At 40.1% G+C, this 21,744-nt stretch carries 32 protein-coding genes; all 32 read right to left on the bottom strand.

Going from position 1 to position 21,744, the window contains the following annotated elements; translation table 11 throughout:
- Positions 1–9 precede the first annotated feature (9 nt).
- The gene (gene rpmJ, locus BMY13_RS18545) at positions 10–123 is read right to left on the bottom strand and encodes a 50S ribosomal protein L36 (protein WP_010095733.1); all 114 of its coding nucleotides are present in this window, start codon (positions 121–123) and stop codon (positions 10–12) included.
- 35 nt (positions 124–158) lie between these two features.
- The gene (gene infA / locus BMY13_RS18540) at positions 159–377 is read right to left on the bottom strand and encodes a translation initiation factor IF-1 (RefSeq protein ID WP_092494491.1); all 219 of its coding nucleotides are present in this window, start codon (positions 375–377) and stop codon (positions 159–161) included.
- A complete protein-coding gene (locus BMY13_RS18535) occupies positions 355–690 on the bottom strand; it encodes a KOW domain-containing RNA-binding protein (RefSeq protein WP_092494492.1) in 336 nt (111 codons plus the stop codon). Before BMY13_RS18535 ends, infA begins: the two co-directional genes overlap by 23 nt.
- 183 nt (positions 691–873) lie before the next feature.
- Complete coding sequence (locus tag BMY13_RS18530) at positions 874–1,518, bottom strand: adenylate kinase (protein WP_092494493.1); 645 nt, start codon at positions 1,516–1,518, stop codon at positions 874–876.
- Between the two features lie 34 nt (positions 1,519–1,552).
- Positions 1,553–2,845 (bottom strand): preprotein translocase subunit SecY, encoded by a 1,293-nt coding sequence (gene secY / locus BMY13_RS18525; protein ID WP_092494494.1) that lies wholly within the window; start codon positions 2,843–2,845, stop codon positions 1,553–1,555.
- On the bottom strand, positions 2,845–3,285 hold the full coding sequence (gene rplO / locus BMY13_RS18520) for a 50S ribosomal protein L15 (protein ID WP_092494495.1): 441 nt from the start codon (positions 3,283–3,285) through the stop codon (positions 2,845–2,847). Before rplO ends, secY begins: the two co-directional genes overlap by 1 nt.
- A 31-nt stretch (positions 3,286–3,316) precedes the next feature.
- Entirely contained in the window at positions 3,317–3,499 is a 183-nt protein-coding gene (rpmD, locus tag BMY13_RS18515) for a 50S ribosomal protein L30 (RefSeq protein WP_092494496.1), read from the bottom strand.
- A 13-nt stretch (positions 3,500–3,512) separates the two neighbouring features.
- Complete coding sequence (rpsE, locus tag BMY13_RS18510; protein WP_092494497.1) at positions 3,513–4,016, bottom strand: 30S ribosomal protein S5; 504 nt, start codon at positions 4,014–4,016, stop codon at positions 3,513–3,515.
- Between the two features lie 24 nt (positions 4,017–4,040).
- Positions 4,041–4,403, bottom strand: a complete 363-nt coding sequence (gene rplR, locus BMY13_RS18505) for a 50S ribosomal protein L18 (RefSeq protein WP_092494498.1) — start codon at positions 4,401–4,403, stop codon at positions 4,041–4,043.
- Between the two features lie 32 nt (positions 4,404–4,435).
- A complete protein-coding gene (gene rplF / locus BMY13_RS18500) occupies positions 4,436–4,972 on the bottom strand; it encodes a 50S ribosomal protein L6 (RefSeq protein WP_092506405.1) in 537 nt (178 codons plus the stop codon).
- Between the two features lie 33 nt (positions 4,973–5,005).
- Positions 5,006–5,404: a 30S ribosomal protein S8 gene (gene rpsH, locus BMY13_RS18495; protein WP_092494500.1), complete on the bottom strand. Its 399-nt coding sequence runs from the start codon at positions 5,402–5,404 to the stop codon at positions 5,006–5,008.
- 30 nt (positions 5,405–5,434) lie between these two features.
- Complete coding sequence (locus BMY13_RS18490; protein WP_092494501.1) at positions 5,435–5,620, bottom strand: type Z 30S ribosomal protein S14; 186 nt, start codon at positions 5,618–5,620, stop codon at positions 5,435–5,437.
- Positions 5,621–5,649: 29 nt separating this feature from the next.
- Entirely contained in the window at positions 5,650–6,189 is a 540-nt protein-coding gene (rplE, locus tag BMY13_RS18485) for a 50S ribosomal protein L5 (RefSeq protein WP_092494502.1), read from the bottom strand.
- 26 nt (positions 6,190–6,215) lie between these two features.
- Positions 6,216–6,527: a 50S ribosomal protein L24 gene (rplX, locus tag BMY13_RS18480; RefSeq protein WP_092494503.1), complete on the bottom strand. Its 312-nt coding sequence runs from the start codon at positions 6,525–6,527 to the stop codon at positions 6,216–6,218.
- A 38-nt stretch (positions 6,528–6,565) separates the two neighbouring features.
- Complete coding sequence (gene rplN / locus BMY13_RS18475) at positions 6,566–6,934, bottom strand: 50S ribosomal protein L14 (protein WP_092494504.1); 369 nt, start codon at positions 6,932–6,934, stop codon at positions 6,566–6,568.
- Positions 6,935–6,976: 42 nt separating this feature from the next.
- Positions 6,977–7,240, bottom strand: coding sequence for a 30S ribosomal protein S17 (gene rpsQ, locus BMY13_RS18470; RefSeq protein ID WP_092494505.1), 264 nt, complete (start codon positions 7,238–7,240; stop codon positions 6,977–6,979).
- 23 nt (positions 7,241–7,263) lie between these two features.
- Positions 7,264–7,464 (bottom strand): 50S ribosomal protein L29, encoded by a 201-nt coding sequence (gene rpmC, locus BMY13_RS18465; protein WP_036578662.1) that lies wholly within the window; start codon positions 7,462–7,464, stop codon positions 7,264–7,266.
- Positions 7,454–7,888 carry a 50S ribosomal protein L16 gene (gene rplP / locus BMY13_RS18460; RefSeq protein ID WP_092494506.1) on the bottom strand — a complete coding sequence of 145 codons (435 nt, stop codon included), beginning with the start codon at positions 7,886–7,888 and terminating at the stop codon, positions 7,454–7,456. Before rplP ends, rpmC begins: the two co-directional genes overlap by 11 nt.
- Before the next feature lie 18 nt (positions 7,889–7,906).
- On the bottom strand, positions 7,907–8,548 hold the full coding sequence (gene rpsC / locus BMY13_RS18455) for a 30S ribosomal protein S3 (protein ID WP_092494507.1): 642 nt from the start codon (positions 8,546–8,548) through the stop codon (positions 7,907–7,909).
- Between the two features lie 3 nt (positions 8,549–8,551).
- Positions 8,552–8,893, bottom strand: coding sequence for a 50S ribosomal protein L22 (rplV, locus tag BMY13_RS18450; RefSeq protein WP_092494508.1), 342 nt, complete (start codon positions 8,891–8,893; stop codon positions 8,552–8,554).
- Between the two features lie 18 nt (positions 8,894–8,911).
- Positions 8,912–9,190 (bottom strand): 30S ribosomal protein S19, encoded by a 279-nt coding sequence (gene rpsS, locus BMY13_RS18445; RefSeq protein ID WP_092494509.1) that lies wholly within the window; start codon positions 9,188–9,190, stop codon positions 8,912–8,914.
- Between the two features lie 57 nt (positions 9,191–9,247).
- Positions 9,248–10,078: a 50S ribosomal protein L2 gene (rplB, locus tag BMY13_RS18440; RefSeq protein WP_092494510.1), complete on the bottom strand. Its 831-nt coding sequence runs from the start codon at positions 10,076–10,078 to the stop codon at positions 9,248–9,250.
- A 31-nt stretch (positions 10,079–10,109) separates the two neighbouring features.
- Entirely contained in the window at positions 10,110–10,397 is a 288-nt protein-coding gene (gene rplW / locus BMY13_RS18435) for a 50S ribosomal protein L23 (protein WP_092494511.1), read from the bottom strand.
- The gene (gene rplD, locus BMY13_RS18430; protein ID WP_092494512.1) at positions 10,397–11,020 is read right to left on the bottom strand and encodes a 50S ribosomal protein L4; all 624 of its coding nucleotides are present in this window, start codon (positions 11,018–11,020) and stop codon (positions 10,397–10,399) included. Before rplD ends, rplW begins: the two co-directional genes overlap by 1 nt.
- Before the next feature lie 26 nt (positions 11,021–11,046).
- A complete protein-coding gene (gene rplC / locus BMY13_RS18425; protein ID WP_092494513.1) occupies positions 11,047–11,676 on the bottom strand; it encodes a 50S ribosomal protein L3 in 630 nt (209 codons plus the stop codon).
- A gap of 29 nt (positions 11,677–11,705) precedes the next feature.
- Entirely contained in the window at positions 11,706–12,014 is a 309-nt protein-coding gene (gene rpsJ, locus BMY13_RS18420; RefSeq protein WP_092494514.1) for a 30S ribosomal protein S10, read from the bottom strand.
- Between the two features lie 1,062 nt (positions 12,015–13,076).
- Positions 13,077–14,267 carry an elongation factor Tu gene (tuf, locus tag BMY13_RS18415; protein ID WP_092494515.1) on the bottom strand — a complete coding sequence of 397 codons (1,191 nt, stop codon included), beginning with the start codon at positions 14,265–14,267 and terminating at the stop codon, positions 13,077–13,079.
- Between the two features lie 125 nt (positions 14,268–14,392).
- Positions 14,393–16,471 (bottom strand): elongation factor G, encoded by a 2,079-nt coding sequence (gene fusA / locus BMY13_RS18410; RefSeq protein WP_092494516.1) that lies wholly within the window; start codon positions 16,469–16,471, stop codon positions 14,393–14,395.
- Positions 16,472–16,511: 40 nt separating this feature from the next.
- Positions 16,512–16,982: a 30S ribosomal protein S7 gene (rpsG, locus tag BMY13_RS18405; protein ID WP_092494517.1), complete on the bottom strand. Its 471-nt coding sequence runs from the start codon at positions 16,980–16,982 to the stop codon at positions 16,512–16,514.
- A 35-nt stretch (positions 16,983–17,017) separates the two neighbouring features.
- Positions 17,018–17,434: a 30S ribosomal protein S12 gene (rpsL, locus tag BMY13_RS18400; protein WP_092494518.1), complete on the bottom strand. Its 417-nt coding sequence runs from the start codon at positions 17,432–17,434 to the stop codon at positions 17,018–17,020.
- Between the two features lie 141 nt (positions 17,435–17,575).
- Positions 17,576–17,827: a 50S ribosomal protein L7ae-like protein gene (locus BMY13_RS18395; protein WP_092494519.1), complete on the bottom strand. Its 252-nt coding sequence runs from the start codon at positions 17,825–17,827 to the stop codon at positions 17,576–17,578.
- A gap of 214 nt (positions 17,828–18,041) precedes the next feature.
- Entirely contained in the window at positions 18,042–21,653 is a 3,612-nt protein-coding gene (rpoC, locus tag BMY13_RS18390) for a DNA-directed RNA polymerase subunit beta' (protein ID WP_092494520.1), read from the bottom strand.
- Between the last annotated feature and the right edge of the window lie 91 nt (positions 21,654–21,744).

Genomic DNA, 21,744 nt, shown 5'->3' with positions numbered 1-21,744 from the left:
CCTTGTTTATTAGCCTTGTTTTTGCTTGTGTTTAGGGTTTTCACAAATCACCATTACTTTGCCCTTACGCTTAATGACTTTGCATTTTTCACATATTGGCTTTACAGATGCTCTTACTTTCATCATCTTTACCTCCTTTTATATCGGAGCTCACTCGTCTATTTATAACGGTACGTAATTCGTCCTCTTGTTAAATCATACGGGGAAAGTTCTACCGTCACTTTATCACCAGGTAAAATGCGGATGAAATGCATACGAATTTTGCCAGATACATGAGCTAAAACCGTATGGCCATTTTCAAGTTCGACATTAAACTGTGCATTCGGCAATGTGTCAGTAACGGTACCTTCCACTTCAATTACATCGTCTTTCGCCATCGTGTTGATCTCCCTTCATTAAATCAGTCACAATTTCATTGACAAATTTATCTATGGCAAATCGTAATTTACCATTTGTGACACGACCAGTTTCTAGAAGGCTGTTTTGGACTTCCGGAGAAATATAATCCATAACTTCAATATGATGTAGATTCTTTTTCTTTGGTCGATCATATTTACGTTTTTCCCCATCTGCAAGCAAGACAAATCGATCATCTATCATTTTTAGTACTACAGCATATTGTCCTGCTTCTCGCCCTTGCTTTATACGAACAACTTGACCTATCCGCGGAATCGAATCAGCTTCGCTCAACAACGATCACCTTCACTTAGGCTTTTATTTTAATCCTGCCAATCATAGGCACACTACCAGTTGCTATTCTGTGTCACTGTTATATCAAGTAATACACGTTCTGCCGCATATTCTACGATTTTCATTATAACTTTAACAAAAAAGAATTGCATCTATCCTGTGCTGGTAATACAGCCAAGATACTTACTTTTCTATTTTTGCTTGAATATCCTGAAAGACTTGATCAATTTCTTGATCACCATCAACGGTCACAAGATATCCTTTCTCTTGATAAAAATCCAATAACGGTTGCGTTTGTTTCATATTGACTTCCAAACGTTTTTTTACCGTGTCTGCTTGGTCATCTTCTCGTTGTATCAGTTCAGAGCCATCTTTATCACATATTCCCTCTTGTTTAGGAGGATTATATATGACATGATATGTTGCTCCACAATTCGGACAAATTCTACGACCCGTTAGACGCTCCACTAATTTTTCTTCTGGTACATCTACATGCAGGACATAGTCAATTGATTCCTTCAGATCAGCTAAAAGAGATTGCAATGCCTCAGCTTGTGCAATGGTCCTTGGAAAACCATCCAATAAAAAACCATTTTTACAATCATCTTTTCCTAAACGCTCTTTAACAATTCCTATTGTTACTTCATCCGGAACAAGTTCACCTTGGTCCATATATTCTTTAGCCTTTTTACCAAGGTCAGTTCCTTCTTTAATTGCTAATCGGAACATATCTCCTGTTGAAATATGAGGGATGTGATATTTTTCATTTATTTTTTCTGCCTGTGTGCCTTTACCAGCACCAGGTAGACCCATCAAGATTAAATTCAACAATTTTCCCCTCGCTCTCATTGGCAGCAATCTGTTACTTAATAAAACCTGTGTAGTGTCGTTTCACTAATTGACTTTCCAATTGTTTCATTGTTTGCAGTGCAACACCTACAACGATTAGTAAGCTAGTGCCACCGATTTGTACTGCTTGCGGCAGATTTGCAAGACCACCTAAGAGGATAGGAAGCACAGAAACAGCTGCTAAGAAGATAGATCCTACAAATGTTAAACGATACATAACGCGTGTAAGATACGTTTCTGTATTTTTCCCAGGACGAATACCTGGTATATATCCACCTTGTTTTTGCAAGTTCTCTGCCATTTGTTCTGGATTTACTTGAACAAACGTATAAAAATAAGTGAATGCAATGATTAATGCTACATAAATGACCATGCCAATCGGCTGGGTATAGTCAAATATCGTTCCAATTGTTTCAGCAAACTCATTACCTTCAAATAACCCTGCAACCGTTCTTGGTGCAATAATAAATGCTATTGCAAAGATTACCGGGATAACTCCGGCAGCATTTACTTTTAACGGTAAATGTGTAGAGTGTCCACCCACTGGCGAACGATTTACAAGCTTTTTAGCATATTGAATTGGAATTTTACGTAGTGCTTGCTGGATAAAGATAACACCAACAACTACCGCCACTACTACCAATGCAATTAAAGCAACAATTATGATGTTAATAAATAACTCATCACCAGGATCTACAAAATACTGGCTATATAATTGATTTACTCCATTTGGAACTGCTGCTACGATACCAGCAAAAATTAAAATAGAGATTCCGTTTCCAACACCATTTGCTGTGATTTGTTCTCCCAACCACATCAAGAATGTTGTTCCACTTGTTAGTACGAGTGCAATGATAATAAATTTTAATACGCTTGGGTCAGCTATTAATAATCCACCAGCCATTGCATTAAAACCAATTGACATCGCGATCGCCTGGACAAACGCAAGTGCAACTGTGCCGTATCGAGTAATTTGTGCTAACTTCTTGCGGCCCATTTCTCCTTGCTTTTTCCATTCGGTGAACTTTGGTACAACATCCATTTGCAGTAATTGCATAATAATCGCTGCAGTAATATAAGGCATAATCCCCATCGCAAAAATAGAGAAGTTTTGTAATGCCCCACCACCAAATGTGTTTAAAAAGCCGAATACGTTTTGTTGATTCATAAAATCGATAGCTTCTTTATCTGTATATGGCACTGGAATAAATGTACCAAGACGGAATACAACTAACATTAGTAATGTAAATATGATCTTCCGTCTAATGTCACCTACTCGCATTAAATTGGAAATCGTACGGAACATTAAATCACCTCTGTTTTACCGCCCGCTGCTTCGATAGCTTCCTTCGCTGAAGCAGAGAACTTATGAGCTTTTACAGTAAGTTTCTTTTCAACAGCACCCTTACCTAGTACCTTGATACCAGCTTTCAGATTGCTAACGGCACCTTTTTCAAGTAATAGCTCAGGTGTAATTTCTGTGCCTTCTTCAAATTTATTTAATGCATCCAGGTTTACAATCGCAAATTCTTTACGGTGAATATTTGTGAATCCTCGTTTAGGCAGGCGTTGGAATAATGGCAATTGGCCACCTTCAAAGCCCGGGCGAGTGTTTCCACCTGAACGTGCTTTTTGTCCTTTATGTCCTCTGCCGGAAGTTTTTCCGTTACCAGATGACATACCACGACCTACGCGATTACGCTTTTTGCGAGTTCCTTCTGACGCCTTCAATTCATGAAGTTTCATTCGAGCACCTCCTCTTTACGCTAATGTTTAATTAAACTTCTTTAACCGCTATGAGATGAGATACTTTGTTAACCATACCGCGTACAGCTGGAGTATCTTCACGAACTACGGATTGATGAATTTTTTTCAGACCTAGTGTTTGAACAGTTTGACGTTGTACTTCTGTTCGACCAATAACACTTCGCGTGAGGGTGATTTCTAATTTTTTAGACATAGTATTTCCCTCCTTATCCTAACAGTTCTTCTACAGACTTTCCGCGTAGTTTAGCTACGTCTTCTGCACGTTTTAAGTTTGATAGTCCACTTAGTGTTGCACGAATCATGTTGATTGGTGTATTTGAACCAAGTGACTTAGTTAAAATATCGCCGACACCTGCAAGTTCTAGTATAGCACGGACAGGTCCTCCGGAAATTACTCCAGTACCTTCAGTTGCAGGCTTCATTAATACGTTACCTGAACCAAATCTTCCATTAATTTCGTGTGGAATAGTTGTTCCAACGATAGGTACTGTGATTAGGCTTTTCTTTGCATCATCAACAGCTTTCTTAATTGCTTCTGGTACCTCTTGTGCTTTTCCAGTACCAAAACCTACATGGCCGTTTTTATCTCCAACTACAACCAATGCAGCAAAACGGAAACGACGTCCACCTTTAACAACTTTTGCAACACGGTTGATTGTAACAACACGTTCTTCAAGATCTAATTTGTTCGGATCAATGCTAGTATGCATCTATGTCCCTCCTTTATCTATCGATTAAAATTCAAGACCTGCCTCACGGGCAGCTTCAGCTAATGCTTTTACACGTCCATGATAAAGGTAGCCTCCGCGATCAAACACAACCGATTTGAAACCTTTATCCTGGGCACGTTTTGCAACTACTTCTCCGACTTGTTTAGCTGCATCTACATTGCCTGTCGCTTCAATCTTCATTTCATTATCTTTTGTAGAAGCACTTGCAACAGTAACTCCTTGAGTATCATCAATTAATTGTGCATAGATGTGTTTATTTGAACGGTACACATTTAGACGAGGCTGTTCGGTTGTTCCAAAAACGGATTTACGAACTCGCGCATGTCTTCTCTTGCGTACAGCGTTTTTGTCAGGCTTTGTGATCATCTAGGTCACTCCTTTCTGCTCCCTAACTAACCTTACTTAGCAGTTTTACCTTCTTTTTGTCTTACATATTCACCTTCATAGCGAATACCTTTACCTTTATAAGGTTCTGGTGGTCTGATTGCTCTAATGTTTGCCGCAACCTCACCAACTAACTCTTTACTAATACCTTTTACGATAATTTGTGTGTTTTTAGGAACATCTATCTCGATACCATCAATTGGGTCAAGTTCAACCGGGTGTGAATAACCTGCGTTAATCACTACTTTGTCACCTTGTTTTAAGGCACGGTAACCAACACCACTGATTTCAAGATTTTTCTCAAAACCTTTATGAACTCCTTGAACCATGTTACCAATCAAACTGCGAGTCGTACCGTGCAGAGCTCGGTGTTCTTTATGGTTACTTGGACGTTCAACAGTTAAAACATTATCTTCTATAACAACTTTCATGTCCTGATGAAAGTCTCTTGTTAATTCACCTTTTGGGCCTTTTACTGTAGCAGTGTTTCCATTAATGTTTACCTCAACACCCTCTGGAATTTCCACTGGCTTAAGTCCTATACGAGACATCCCATGCACCTCCTGTCTTAAAAGTATATATTATTACCAAACATATGCTAGTACTTCGCCACCAATAGCTTGTGTACGTGCTTCTTTGTCAGATAGCACTCCATTTGATGTTGATACAACAGCAATACCTAAGCCATTTAGTACACGAGGTACTTCATCAGCTTTTGCGTAGACACGCAAACCTGGTTTACTTATACGTTTGATACCTGTTATTACTCGTTCGTTGCTTGCGCCGTACTTAAGGAAAATACGCAGTACGCCTTGCTTATTGTCTTCAATAAATTCATAATCACGTACGAAACCTTCACGTTTAAGGATATCAGCGATTTCGTTCTTGATTTTTGAAGCCGGAAGCTCTAACTTTTCATGGCGCACCATGTTTGCATTACGAATACGAGTTAGCATATCTGCGATTGGATCTGTCATAACCATTACTACATTACCTCCTTCCCGAATCGGGGTTTACCAGCTTGCTTTTTTGACACCAGGAATTTGACCTTTATAGGCAAGTTCGCGGAAACAAATACGGCAAAGTTTAAATTTACGAATTACAGAATGCGGTCGTCCACATCGTTCACAACGTGTATATTCACGTACTTTGTACTTTTGTGGGCGTTTTTGTTTCGCAATCATTGATTTTTTAGCCACAATTTTCCCTCCTTGTATTAGCTCCTAGCTTACTTTTGGAAAGGCATGCCTAGCTGAGCTAAAAGTTCACGTGCTTCTTCGTCAGTATTGGCAGATGTTACAATAACAATGTCCATACCACGAACTTTACTTACTTTATCATAGTTGATTTCTGGGAAAATTAGCTGTTCTTTAACACCTAATGTATAGTTGCCACGACCATCAAATGCTTTCTTTGAGATACCACGGAAATCACGAACACGTGGAAGTGAAACTGCAATAAGCTTTTGTAGGAATTCATGCATACGATCGCCACGAAGCGTTACTTTTGCTCCAATTGGCATCCCTTCACGCAAACGAAATCCAGCAATTGACTTTTTAGCACGAGTCACCATTGGTCTTTGCCCAGAAATTAGTGCAAGTTCTTCGACTGCATTATCTAATGCTTTTGAGTTCTGTACTGCATCACCAACACCCATGTTGATAACAATTTTCTCGATAGACGGTGCTTGCATAACAGAATCATAATTAAATTTATTCATTAATGACGGCAATACGTCGTCATGGTACTTTTGTTTAAGTTCATTCATCATGTCGCCCTCCTTTCGTCGCTAAACTATTTATCTAATGCTTCACCGGATTTTTTAGCGATGCGGACTTTTTTTCCGTCACGATCTTCATATCCAACGCGAGTTGGTTCACCGGATTTTGGATCTAATGGCATTACGTTAGAAACATGAATTGGTGCTTCCTGATTAAGAATTCCACCTTGTGGATTGTCTTGTGAAGGTTTTGCGTGTTTTTTAATCATATTGATACCTTCTACTAGGACACGTTCTTTTTTAGGATATGCTTCTAAAATAGTACCTTGTTTATCACGGTCTTTACCGGAAATTACTTTGACTTTATCACCTTTTTTTACATGCATGCTTTACGCACCTCCTTGACAAGGCTTTTCATTACTCATTATAGAACTTCTGGAGCTAGAGATACGATTTTCATGAACTTTGCTTCACGTAATTCACGTGCAACTGGTCCGAAGATACGAGTACCTCGTGGACCTTTATCATCACGGATAATTACGGCAGCATTTTCATCAAAACGAATATATGATCCATCTTTACGGCGCATTCCTGTCTTTGAACGTACGATGACGGCTCTTACAACCTCACCTTTTTTAACAACGCCACCTGGTGTTGCGTGTTTTACGGAACAAACAATTACATCACCAATGTTAGCTGTTTTACGTCCAGAACCACCCAATACTTTAATGGTTAATACTTCACGAGCACCAGAGTTATCTGCAACTTTTAAACGAGTTTCTTGTTGAATCATATCGCTGTGACCTCCCTTCGGATACCTTCCGAGCGAACTTTATTATATTATTACCGCTTCTTCAACGATTTCAACTAGACGGAAACGTTTAGTTGCTGATAGCGGACGAGTTTCCATGATTTGAACAACATCATTATTTTTAGCTTGATTATTTTCATCATGTGTTTTGAATTTTTTAGAGTACTTTACACGCTTACCGTATAAGGAATGAAACTTGTAAGTTTCAACTAAAACAGTAATTGTTTTATCCATTTTGTCTGAAACGACACGGCCTGTATATACTTTACGATCATTACGCTCAGTCATTGAGGTTATCCTCCTCTCTTGTTTCAGTTATTCACGCTTACTTCACGTTGACGTACAACTGTTTTCATACGAGCAATAGACTTTCTTACCTCACGAATACGTGCGGTGTTTTCCAATTGGCCTGTTGCTAGCTGAAAGCGTAAATTAAATAGTTCTTCTTTTAACGATTTAACTTTTTGTTCAATTTCGGCAGTGGTTAGTTCTCTAATTTCATTAGCCTTCATTGATTTCACCACCAATTTCTTCACGTTTTACGAATTTAGTTCTAATCGGCAGTTTATGAGAAGCAAGACGCAACGCTTCACGTGCAACTTCTTCTGGTACACCAGCGATTTCAAACATTATTTTTCCTGGTTTAACTACTGCTACCCATCCTTCTGGAGCACCTTTACCGGAACCCATGCGGACCTCTAGGGGTTTTGCAGTATATGGTTTGTCTGGAAAGATTTTAATCCAAACTTTACCGCCACGTTTCATGTAACGAGTCATTGCAATACGAGCGGCCTCGATTTGACGACTTGTAATCCAAGAAGCTTCAAGTGCTTGTAGACCATATTCACCAAAAGCTACTGTAGTTCCACCTTTAGCACGGCCATTCATTTTACCACGATGTTGCTTACGATATTTCACACGTTTAGGCATTAACATAATGCATTTCCCCCTTCCTTACTTATTAGTTTTAGTTGGAAGGACTTCTCCACGATAGATCCACACTTTAACGCCCAACTTACCATAAGTTGTGTCAGCTTCAGCTGTGCCATAGTCGATATCAGCACGCAATGTGTGTAGTGGTACTGTTCCTTCACTGTAATGTTCCGCACGAGCGATGTCTGCGCCACCTAAACGTCCGGATACTTGTGTTTTAATTCCTTTTGCTCCTCCGCGCATTGCGCGTTGAATAGTTTGCTTTTGAGCACGACGGAATGAAATACGATTTTCTAATTGACGAGCAATGTTATCAGCAACTAATACAGCGTTTAAATCAACTTTCTTGATTTCAACGATATTGATGTGAACACGCTTGCCAGTCAGACTATTTAATGATTTACGTAGAGCTTCTACTTCTGAACCGCCTTTACCAATAACCATACCTGGTTTACCAGTATGAATGGTGATGTTTACACGGTTTGCTGCACGTTCGATGTCGATAGAAGAAACAGCAGCAATGCGTAAGCGATTTTCAAGATATTCTCTAATCTTAATATCTTCGTGTAGTAAGTCTGCATAGTCTTTGCCTGCATACCACTTTGACTCCCAGTCACGAATGATACCGACGCGAAGACCTTTTGGATTTACTTTTTGACCCACTGACTATCCCTCCTTCTTTTCAGTTACAACCACTGTAATATGGCTTGTGCGTTTATTGATTTTACTTGCACGTCCTTGTGCACGTGGACGAAAACGTTTCAATGTAGCACCTTCATTTACAAATACTTCAGAAACTACCAGGTTATCTGCTTCCATTTCATAGTTGTGTTCCGCATTCGCAATTGCAGAATTTAGTACTTTTTCTACAACTGGAGAAGCACCACGTTGTGTGTGGCGTAGTATTCCTACTGCTTCACCAACTTCTTTTCCTCGAATCAAATCTACGACTAAACGAACTTTACGAGGAGCAATACGAACAGATTTCGCAACGGCTTTAGCTTGCATGTGGAGCGCCTCCTCTCATTAGCGTTTTGTTTTCTTATCATCGCCACCGTGTCCTCTATAAGTACGGGTTGGCGCGAATTCACCTAATTTATGTCCGACCATATCTTCTGTAACATAGACAGGTACGTGTTTACGTCCGTCATATACAGCAATCGTATGACCAACAAAAGTAGGGAATATTGTTGAGCGACGAGACCAAGATTTAACTACTTGTTTCTTGTCAGATTCATTTAAAGTATCAATCTTTTTCAATAGATGGTCATCTGCAAAAGGTCCCTTTTTCAAGCTACGACCCATGGATAAACCTCCTTTCGTAATTGAACGACGGATCTTACCGCCCGTCGTCTCATCCGTTTATTTTTTACGCTTACGAACGATATATTTATCTGTAGGTTTATTACGCTGACGCGTTTTGTAACCAAGTGTAGGCTTACCCCAAGGTGACATTGGTGATTTACGTCCGATTGGTGCACGTCCTTCACCACCACCATGTGGGTGATCATTAGGGTTCATAACAGAACCACGAACAGTCGGGCGCTTGCCTAACCAGCGAGAACGACCAGCTTTACCTATAGTTATAAGCTCATGCTCAAGGTTTCCAACTTGGCCAATTGTTGCACGGCATGAAGATAATATTAAACGAACTTCGCCTGATTTCAAGCGTACCAACGTATATTTATCTTCACGTCCAAGAATCTGAGCTTCTGCCCCAGCTGAGCGTACAAGTTGTCCGCCACGTCCAGGCTTCAATTCAATGTTGTGGATAATAGTACCCACTGGAATGTTTTGAAGTGCAAGACTATTACCTAGCTTAATATCTGCTTGTTCGCCAGATTCAATTTTTTGTCCTACTTTGATTCCTTTTGGTGCTAATATATAACGCTTTTCTCCATCTGCATAATGAATTAATGCAATATTAGCTGAGCGGTTCGGATCATATTCCACTGTAGCAACGCGTCCAGGTATTCCATCTTTATCACGCTTAAAGTCAATTATACGGTATTGACGCTTGTGACCTCCGCCTTTATGACGAACTGTAAGCTTACCTTGGTTATTACGACCGCCACGCTTGTAAATTGAACTTAATAGAGACTTTTCCGGAGTATCCGTAGTAACCTCTGCAAAGTCAGATGAAGACATGAAACGCCTGCCGTTAGTTGTTGGTCTGAATTTTTTAATAGCCATTTTGTTTTCCCTCCTTCACTAGTTTCTCTATTTAACCTTCAAAGAAGTCTAGGTCTTTACTATCTTCTGAAAGCTGCACAATAGCTTTTTTGCGATCTGAACGGTATCCGCCGTAACGGCCCATTCGCTTGAATTTACCTTTAATATTCATTGTGTTTACTTTTTCTACCTTCACACCAAAAACCAGCTCAACAGCGTCTTTAATCTCTGTTTTGTTTGCTTTTGGAGTTACTTCAAAAGTATATTTCTTTTCTGCCATTAAGTCAGCAGAACCTTCTGTAATGACAGGGCGCTTTATAATATCACGTGGATCTTTCATTATGCAAGCACCTCCCCTGCTTTTTCAGCTGCATCCTTGGTTATGATCAGCTTGTCATGCGTAAGCAAGTCTAGTACATTCACTTCTTCTACAGTAAGTACATTTACGTTCTGTAGATTATTGGCAGAACGAACTACTGTTTCGTCTCTGTCAGCAGTTACGATTAATGCTTTTTTATCTGCATTAAGCGCATTAAGCATTTGTACAACTTCTTTTGTTTTTGGAGCATCTATTGCAATGCTTTCCACTACAATCAAGTCTTCTTCCTTTGCTTTTGAAGAAAGTGCCGACTTAAGTGCTAAACGACGTACTTTTTTCGGTAGTTTATAGCTGTAGCTACGTGGTGTTGGGCCAAATACAGTTCCACCGCCAACCCATTGTGGTGAACGAGTTGAACCTTGACGTGCACGACCTGTTCCTTTTTGTCTCCACGGTTTAGCTCCGCCGCCACGAACTTGTGAACGGTTTTTAACAGCATGTGTGCCCTGACGTAGTGATGAACGTTGCATTAATACTGCTTCATTCAAAACATGTGTGTTTGGCTCAATACCGAATACGGAGTCGTTTAATTCAAAATCTCCAGCTTTAGATCCATCTTGTTTTAATAGTGCTACTTTAGGCATGACATATCCTCCCTTCGTGTATATGATTAGTTAGCCTTTAATGCACTCGCAATTTTTACGAATGATTTTTTTGCACCAGGGATATTACCTCTGATTAAAAGCAGATTGCGTTCAGCGTCTACTTTCACAATATCAAGGTTTTCAATGGTGATTTGTTTACCACCCATTTGACCTGGAAGTTTCTTGCCTTTGAAAACACGCATTGGGTCAATTACACCCATCGCACCTGGCGATCTATGAAAATGAGAGCCGTGAGTGGACGGTCCGCGTTGTTGTCCGTGGCGTTTGATAACCCCTTGGAAACCTTTCCCTTTAGAAGTACCAGTTACATCGACTTTATCGCCAGTTTGAAAAACATCAACGCCAAGTTCTTGACCAACTTCATATTCATCAAGATTTGCGTTACGGATTTCACGAACGTAGCGCTTAGGGGCTGTGTTTGCTTTATCAGCATGGCCTTTTTCCGCTTTGTTTGTACGTGATTCCTTTTCATCTGCAAAACCGATTTGTACTGCTTCGTAGCCATCATTTTCTAATGTTCTTTTTTGTAATACTACGTTTGGCTCAGCTTGAACAACTGTTACCGGGACTAACTCTCCCTCGTCAGAAAATAACTGAGTCATGCCGATTTTACGACCTAAGATTCCTTTCGTCATCCGTTACACCTCCTATATAATTCAATAATTTATAATTTAATTTCAATATCCACACCAGATGGTAAGTCAAGACGCATCAATGAATCAACTGTTTGTGGTGTTGGATTAACAATGTCGATCAAGCGCTTATGAGTACGCATTTCGAACTGCTCACGAGCATCTTTGTATTTGTGCACCGCACGCAATACAGTGTAAACAGATCTTTCTGTAGGCAACGGAATCGGTCCAGAAACACTCGCTCCAGAACGCTTCGCTGTATCTACAATCTTTTCAGAAGACTGATCTAAAATACGGTGATCATATGCTTTCAATCGAATTCTAATCTTTTCTTTTGCCATTATTTTCCCTCCTTTTCGCCCATTTTATAATAGACATTCTCCGTGAAAATTTCTTGACCATCCGCCATGGCAAAGGGGCCGGGTGTGTCAACAACCTTTCACTTCATCGCCTTTTTTTGACCAACATTAATATTATAAAGAAAAAACGTGGTCAATGCAACCTTTTTCTATGAATAACTATTTGATTGCACATCTATGTATTATACAAACTTATTCCGCTGATTGCAAGGAGTTAGAGAAATTTTTTTGTAGAAATTTGCTCAAACTAGAATTAAATTCTGTTGAGCGGGTTTTGTGTGCGTGACCACTCGCCTTAATCTCTCATTTCATATGTGGGTTAGTATCTCGAGAATTACCGCAAATGCTAGGTACCGCCCCAACTCATAATAACTCGCCGGAAATTTACTACGCGTACTTTAGGGCATGAAGTTTGCCACTCGGAATGATAGTCTGACAAACGGGCGAAATGAATCCTCATTCCGCTAATTGGCAAAAAAGGTGCTCTTAGAAGGGTGAGACGGATCCTCGTTCCGTTAATAGCTGGAAATCAGCCAATTTTGAGGTGAAAATGACAAATAGCGGAACGAGGATCCGAACCCAGGCTTGAAACGATGGTTTTCAAGGAAATAACGGAATGAGGATCCGCCAAATCAGTTGAAGCGATTCCTAATTCCGTTAGAAATGGCTTCTGAAATAAAAGGGGCGAAATCTATCTAATTTCTACGCTACTTCTATCGTTATCCGGACAGAAGCCCTTATTTTAGCAGTTAAGTATAAATACTTTCTTACTGCATAAGTGCAACTAAGACTTATCTCTATTAAGGTTTGGCGAATGCCAAGTTTTCTAACTTATACCTTGATTAATAGAATGCTTTAAGGTCCACAGTGTCCGCAAAACCACATATTTGCTATAAAAAATGTTTCTAATTTGATTAAATTCATTTTCATAATAAATGGTGCTGCGCATTCGACAGCCAAGTTATTTTCTTACCTGCTGAATAAAACGAAACTAAAAAAGCAGACAGCGTCGTCACGCTGTCTGCTTTTTATTTAACATAATAATTATTTTTGAATTGAAGATACAACGCCTGATCCAACAGTACGTCCGCCTTCACGGATTGAGAAACGTGTACCGTCTTCAATAGCGATTTTTGAAATTAACTCAACATCCATTTCGATATTATCGCCAGGCATTACCATTTCTACTCCTTCTGGAAGTTGAATAACTCCAGTTACGTCAGTTGTACGGAAGTAGAACTGCGGACGATAGTTAGCGAAGAATGGAGTATGACGTCCACCTTCTTCTTTAGATAACACATAAACTTCTGCTTTAAAATTTGTATGTGGTGTAATTGAACCTGGTTTAGCTAGTACTTGACCACGGTTGATATCATCACGTGATACCCCACGAAGAAGTGCACCAATGTTGTCACCTGCTTCAGCATAATCAAGAAGCTTACGGAACATTTCAACACCAGTTACAGTTGTTTTAGATGGAGCTTCAGCAAGACCGATAATCTCAACATCGTCACCAACTTTAACTGAACCACGTTCAACACGGCCAGTTGCAACAGTACCACGGCCAGTAATTGAGAATACGTCCTCAACTGGCATCATGAATGGCTTGTTATTGTCACGTTCTGGAGTTGGAATGTACTCATCAACTGCAGCCATAAGTTCGAAGATTTTTTCTTCGTAATCTGCATCGCCTTCAAGAGCTTTAAGTGCAGAACCTTTAATTACCGGGATATCGTCACCAGGGAAGTCGTATTCAGTTAATAGATCGCGAACTTCCATTTCAACTAGTTCTAGTAATTCTTCGTCATCTACCATATCTGTTTTGTTAAGGAAAACAACAATCGCCGGAACACCAACGTTGCGTGAAAGCAAAATGTGTTCACGTGTTTGTGGCATAGGACCATCAGCGGCAGATACTACTAGAATAGCACCATCCATTTGTGCTGCACCAGTAATCATGTTTTTAACATAGTCAGCGTGTCCAGGGCAGTCAACGTGAGCATAGTGACGAGTATCTGTTTCATACTCAACGTGAGATGTCGCGATTGTAATACCGCGTTCTCTTTCTTCTGGAGCATGGTCGATTTGGTCAAATGCCATTGCAGTACCTTCACCAGATTGTTTGTGCAATGTAGTAGTAATTGCAGCAGTTAATGTTGTTTTACCATGGTCAACGTGTCCAATTGTTCCAATGTTAACGTGACTTTTTGAGCGATCGAACTTTTCTTTAGCCATTTATAGTTCCTCCTTTAAATAAATAAAAGTATGTTTTAGATTTTATATTTTCAGCCAAGAAATAACAATTATGTTATTTCTTAGCCTTCAATAAAAGTTATACTTCAGATTTAGAAAAAAATCAATTATTCGCCTGCATTTTTCTTGACAATTTCTTCTGAAATACTTTTCGGCACTTGTTCATAATGATCAAAGTGCATTGTAAATGTCCCGCGGCCTTGCGTGTTTGAACGTAATGCAGTTGCATAACCGAACATTTCTGCAAGTGGTACAAATGATTTAACAAGTTGTGCCGGCCCGCGTGGTTCCATTCCTTCTACACGTCCACGACGTGAAGTAACATCACCCATGATATCTCCCATGTATTCTTCAGGGATTACGATTTCAACTTTCATCATAGGCTCTAAAAGAACAGGCTGACATTTGTTTTTAGCAGCCTTTAAGGCCATTGAACCAGCTATCTTAAATGCCATTTCGTTTGAGTCTACATCATGATAACTTCCATCATAAAGTGTTGCTTTAATATCAATTAATGGGTAGCCAGCTAATACACCATTTGCTGTTGATTCTTTAATACCTTGTTCAACAGATGGAATGTATTCACGTGGTACAACACCACCAACGATTTTATTAGTGAATTCAAAGCCTGCACCTTCTTCGTTAGGTTCAAATTTAACCCAAACGTGTCCGTATTGTCCACGACCACCAGACTGACGTACGAATTTACCTTCAACTTCAGCTGATCCGCGGAATGTCTCACGGTACGCTACCTGTGGTGCACCAACAGTTGCTTCTACTTTAAATTCTCTTTTTAGACGGTCAACGATAATATCAAGGTGTAATTCACCCATACCAGAAATAATTGTTTGACCAGTTTCTACGTCTGTTTCTGTTCTGAATGTAGGATCCTCTTCTGCAAGTTTACCTAAAGCAATTGCCATTTTATCCTGGTCAGCTTTTGTTTTAGGTTCAATTGCAACACCGATAACCGGTTCAGGGAAGTCCATTGATTCCAAGATTACAAGATCCTTCTCAGCACAAAGTGTATCCCCTGTTGATGTATCTTTCAAACCAACTCCGGCAGCTATCTCTCCTGCATATACAGTTGAGATTTCTTCACGGGAATTTGCGTGCATTTGCAGGATACGTCCTACACGCTCACGCTTATCCTTTACTGAGTTCTTAACATAAGAACCAGAAGATAATGTTCCAGAATATACGCGGAAGAATGTTAACTTACCAACGTATGGGTCTGTCGCCACTTTAAATGCTAGTGCAGAGAAAGGCGCGTCATCAGATGACTCACGAACTACTTCCTCTTCCGTACCAGGGATCTTACCTTCTATTGGTGGAACATCAGTTGGTGCTGGCAAATAATCAATTACACCATCCAACATTAGTTGAACACCTTTGTTTTTGAAAGCTGACCCAACAAATACAGGGTAAAATTCAATATTTAGTGTTGCTGTACGAATCGCTTTTTTAAGTTCGTCGTTGGAGATTTCCTCTCCTTCTAGATACTTCATCATTAGCTCTTCGTCTAACTCGGAAACAGCTTCTACTAAGCTAGCACGCAGCTCTTCTGCTTTTTCTTTATATTCTGCTGGAATCTCGCGCGCTTCTGCACGTGTTCCCAGATCATCTAGATAATAGTAAGCATCCATTGTGATGAGGTCAATAATACCTTCAAAATCATCCTCAGCTCCAATTGGTAATTGAACTGGATGAGCGTTAGCACCTAAACGTTTTTTTAATGTCTCTGTGGAATAAAGGAAATCTGCTCCCACTTTATCCATCTTGTTAATAAATACCACTCTAGGTACACCATAAGTTGTTGCCTGGCGCCATACAGTTTCGGTTTGTGGTTCCACACCTGATTGCGCGTCAAGAACAGTTACCGCCCCATCAAGTACACGCAATGAACGTTCAACTTCTACTGTGAAGTCTACGTGTCCTGGTGTATCAATGATGTTTATACGATAACCTTTCCATTGAGCAGTAGTTGCTGCGGATGTAATTGTGATACCGCGCTCTTGCTCCTGCTCCATCCAGTCCATCTGAGAAGCGCCTTCATGAGTTTCGCCAATTTTATGAATACGTCCTGTATAGAAAAGAATACGCTCAGTAGTAGTGGTCTTACCTGCATCAATGTGTGCCATAATACCAAGATTACGCGTCTTTTCCAAGGAGAACTCTCTAGCCATGTATTCTTCTCCTTCCTGTAAAAATCTTTATTTTGTTTTATTACCAGCGATAGTGAGCAAATGCTTTATTGGCTTCAGCCATCTTATGCAATTCTTCGCGTTTTTTAACTGATGATCCTGTGTTGTTGGAAGCGTCAAGAATTTCATTGGCAAGTCGCTCTTCCATTGTTTTTTCTCCGCGAAGACGTGAGTAATTAACAACATAACGTAAACCTAGTGCTTGACGGCGTTCTGGGCGTACTTCCATCGGTACTTGGTAGTTTGAACCACCAACACGACGTGCTCGAACCTCAAGTACTGGCATTACATTTTTCATTGCTTGTTCAAAAACTTCCATTGCGTTTTGTCCACTTCTTTCTGCGACAAGTTCAAACGCATTATAAAGAATTTTTTGTGCTTTACCTCTTTTACCGTCTATCATGATTTGATTGATTAAACGTGTAACTAGCTTTGAATTATAAAGCGGATCTGGCAAGACATCGCGTTTAGGTACTGGTCCTTTACGTGGCATATGTCCCCCTCCTTTCCTAGAACTATATTATAAAATTATTTCTTTTTAGGTTTTTTTGCACCATATTTAGAACGGCCTTGTGCACGGCCTTCTACACCAGCGGTATCAAGTGCTCCACGTACAATGTGGTAACGAACACCCGGTAAATCTTTAACACGACCGCCACGGATCAATACTACACTGTGCTCCTGTAGATTGTGTCCAATTCCAGGAATATATGCAGTTACCTCCATGTTATTTGACAAACGAACACGTGCATACTTACGAAGTGCAGAGTTCGGTTTTTTCGGTGTTAATGTACCAACTCGTGTACAAACGCCACGTTTGTGTGGTGAATTTTCATCCGTAGCTCTTTTCTTGAAGCTGTTGTACCCTCTATTTAGTGCAGGAGAGTCAGATTTTCTTGGTTTGTTCACACGACCTTTACGTACAAGTTGATTTATTGTAGGCATAATTGTTATCCTCCCTTCTTGTTTATAAGCTTAATTTAACCCAGTTGCCACCCAATTTTTGGTTATTTGTAATCCCACATATCCAGGTGGTTCATCCTTTAGCAAAAAACAAAGCCTTCGCGAAAAAATCCGCCAAAACCTCTATTGTTTTACTGCTACTGTCGATGCACCAACGTCTATGCCGCAAGCAGCGCCTAGTCGTTCCATCGAATCAACACGGTGACAAGGCATATCCAGCTCATTAGCTAAACGCTCTACCTTTTGTGTGATTTGTTGGTCTGCATCATCAGCAATAAAAACTTCACTTACCTCGCCATTTTTCATAGCTTTAAGTGTTTGCTTCGTTCCGATTATCAGCTGTGTTTGAACCTGAGTTACTTTTTCATAAGACATCAGCATATCCTCCAAAGTAACAAGTACAATCGGAAACACCTTAAACATAGTATCATTCTCGTTTTTTAATGTCAACTGAAATTTTACTATTTTATTAGTGTTTCCGAAATTTAGTCACTTGTTTTTGGCAGGAAGAAAATTATAGAACTTTCCTTCCTGCATAAGTTCAACTAGGACTCTCAAGAGTCACGACGACGAAAGCCAAGTTAAATGGTTACTTTACCGTCTCTGTTTCTTCTTGTTCTTCCTCTTTTTCACTCGTTTGATCTAAAGATGATTTGAGCTTACGGTAACGTTGCATTCCAGTTCCAGCAGGGACCAGTTTACCGATGATTACATTCTCTTTAAGACCTAACAGTTCGTCGCGTTTACCCTTAATGGCAGCATCCGTTAACACACGAGTTGTTTCCTGGAAGGATGCAGCTGATAAGAATGAATCAGTCTCCAGTGATGCTTTTGTGATCCCCAGTAATACAGGTTTACCGACAGCTGGTCGTTTTCCTTCCTGTAATACTGCGTTGTTTGCATCTTTGAATTGGTGTATTTCGAGTAATGATCCAGGGAGTACATTTGTATCTCCGGATTCAACAACACGAATTTTACGAAGCATTTGGCGAACCATTACTTCTACGTGTTTATCCCCGATTTCAACACCTTGCATGCGATAAACACGCTGTACTTCACGTAACAAGTATGATTGAACTCCTTGTACGCCTTGTGCACGAAGAAGTTCTTTTGGATCAACAGAACCCTCGGTAAGCTCTTGACCAGCGGATACTTCATCGCCAACAGTAACTTTCATGCGTGCATTGTACGGAACAGGATAAGAGCGCTGTTCTACATCACCTTGAACAACAATTTCCTGCTTATCTTTTACTTCTTTTATTTCATAGACTGTACCATGAACTTCGCTGATAACTGCTTGCCCTTTAGGGTTACGCGCCTCAACCAGCTCCTGAATACGTGGTAAACCTTGTGTAATATCGTCTCCTGCAACCCCACCTGTGTGGAATGTACGCATTGTAAGCTGTGTACCTGGTTCACCGATAGATTGTGCAGCGATAATACCTACCGCTTCACCAACTTCTACCTCATCACCCGTTGCTAGGTTTCGGCCATAGCATTTCTTACAAACGCCATGTTTTGTATTACATGTGAAAGCAGTTCTTATGGTAACTTGCTCATGTCCTGCTTCAATAATTTGTTTTGCTTGATCCTCTGAGATAACTTCATTGATATCTACTATTACTTCACCTGTTTCAGGATGGCTAACCTTTTCAAACGCTGTACGTCCGATTAACCGATCCAACAGTGGTTCGATCAATTCTGTTCCATCCGTTAACGCTGAAACAGGTAAACCACGATCTGTACCACAATCGTCTTCACGAATTATTACATCCTGTGCTACATCGACGAGACGACGGGTTAAGTAACCAGAGTCGGCTGTTTTCAGTGCAGTATCGGCAAGACCTTTACGAGCACCGTGTGTAGAAATAAAGTATTCTAACACCGTTAAACCTTCACGGAAGCTTGATTTGATCGGTAATTCAATAATTTTACCAGCCGGGTTGGCCATCAGACCACGCATACCTGCAAGCTGTGTAAAGTTAGATGCGTTACCTCTTGCACCTGAATCACTCATCATAAATATCGGGTTTCTTGGGTTAAGTGATTGCATTAAACGTTCTTGAATATCGTCTTTTGATTTAGACCAGATTGCAATAACTCGGTCATAACGTTCTTCATCGGTAATTAAGCCGCGTCGGAACTGTTTTGACACGTTATCAACCTTAGATTGTGATTCTTCGATAATCTTTTGTTTTTCGGCTAAAACAACGATGTCGGATACACCAACAGTCATTCCTGCTTTTGTTGAATAGCTGAATCCAAGGTCTTTCATTCTGTCAAGCATTTTAGATGTTTCACTAATCTTAAACCGTTTAAACACTTCAGCAATTATATCTCCAAGTATACCTTTCTTAAATGGAGGAATAATCTCACGTGATTTAATCTCTTCCCTAATATCTGTTCCTTTTTTAACAAAATACTTCTCTGGAGTTTTAATTTCCAGATTATCATTTGTAGGTTCATTAATATACGGGAATGATTCAGGTAATATCTCATTAAAGATGAGCTTACCTACTGTCGTAATTAACAATTGAGTCTGCTGTTCATCAGTGAATGATCTCTTGTTCAAACTGGATGCCTGCACGGCAACTCTCGTGTGTAAATGAACATAACCATTTTGATAAGCTATCAGCGCCTCATTAAGATCTTTAAATACGCTGCCTTCTCCAATTGCATTCTCGCGTTCAAGTGTCACATAATAGTTACCTAACACCATATCCTGTGATGGCGTTACAACCGGTTTACCATCTTTTGGATTTAGGATGTTTTGAGCAGCAAGCATTAGAATACGTGCTTCCGCTTGAGCCTCTGCCGAAAGTGGCACGTGGACCGCCATTTGGTCACCATCAAAGTCAGCGTTATAAGCTGTACATACTAATGGGTGAAGGCGAATTGCCCGACCCTCTACTAATGTTGGTTCGAATGCCTGAATACCCAAACGGTGCAGCGTTGGAGCACGGTTAAGCAGTACAGGATGTTCTTTAATAACATCTTCTAATACATCCCAAACATCTGGATGCACCCGTTCAATTTTTCGTTTTGCCGATTTAATATTATGAGCTATACCTCTTTCAACGAGTTCTTTCATGATAAATGGCTTAAATAACTCAAGCGCCATTTCTTTCGGTAACCCGCACTGGTACATTTTAAGACTTGGGCCAACAACAATTACCGAACGCCCTGAGTAGTCTACACGTTTACCAAGTAAGTTCTGGCGGAAACGACCTTGTTTACCTTTTAACATATGAGATAAGGATTTTAATGGTCTGTTTCCCGGACCTGTAACTGGACGGCCACGACGCCCGTTATCAACCAATGCGTCAACAGCTTCCTGTAACATACGTTTCTCGTTTTGCACAATAATACTTGGTGCACCAAGATCCAATAAACGTTTCAATCGATTATTACGGTTAATAACACGACGATATAAATCGTTCAGATCCGAAGTCGCAAAACGTCCTCCATCAAGTTGCACCATTGGACGAATTTCTGGTGGAATAATTGGAAGTACATCAAGGACCATCCATGACGTGTCATTACCTGAATGGCGAAATGCCTCTAAAACATCTAAACGTTTGATTGCACGAGTTCTGCGTTGTCCTTGCGCTGTTTTTAACTCCTCTTGCAATGCTTCAACTTCTTTTTCAAGATCGATATCCTGTAAAAGCTTGCGTATTGCTTCGGCTCCCATTTGTGCTTTGAAAGTTTTGCCATACTTGTCATAATATGCCCGATACTCTTTTTCTGATAGAAGTTGTTTCTTCTCTAATGGTGTATCACCTGACTCTGTAACGATATATGCAGCAAAATAAATCACTTCTTCTAACGCACGTGGGGACATATCTAATACAAGACCCATTCGACTTGGAATCCCTTTAAAATACCAAATATGTGATACTGGTGCAGCTAATTCAATATGACCCATACGCTCACGACGTACTTTAGCTTTGGTAACTTCTACACCACATCGATCACAAACGACACCTTTATACCGTACACGCTTATATTTTCCGCAATGACATTCCCAGTCCTTTTGTGGACCGAAAATACGTTCACAAAATAATCCGTCTTTCTCTGGCTTTAGTGTGCGGTAGTTAATCGTTTCTGGTTTTTTGACCTCGCCGTATGACCAAGAGCGAATTTTTTCTGATGAAGCTAAACCTATTTTCATATACTCAAAGTTATTTACATCTAGCAAGGGGCCTACCTCCCTTTTAGTGTCCGATTTTACCAATTACTTAGAATTATATAGATGGAGGTGCTGACCCAGTATTGAGTCAACACTCCGT

This window comes from Virgibacillus subterraneus (assembly GCF_900110695.1).
Classification (GTDB): Bacteria; Bacillota; Bacilli; order Bacillales; family Amphibacillaceae; genus Lentibacillus; species Lentibacillus subterraneus.
This window is presented reverse-complemented; position numbering and strand designations above follow the sequence as displayed.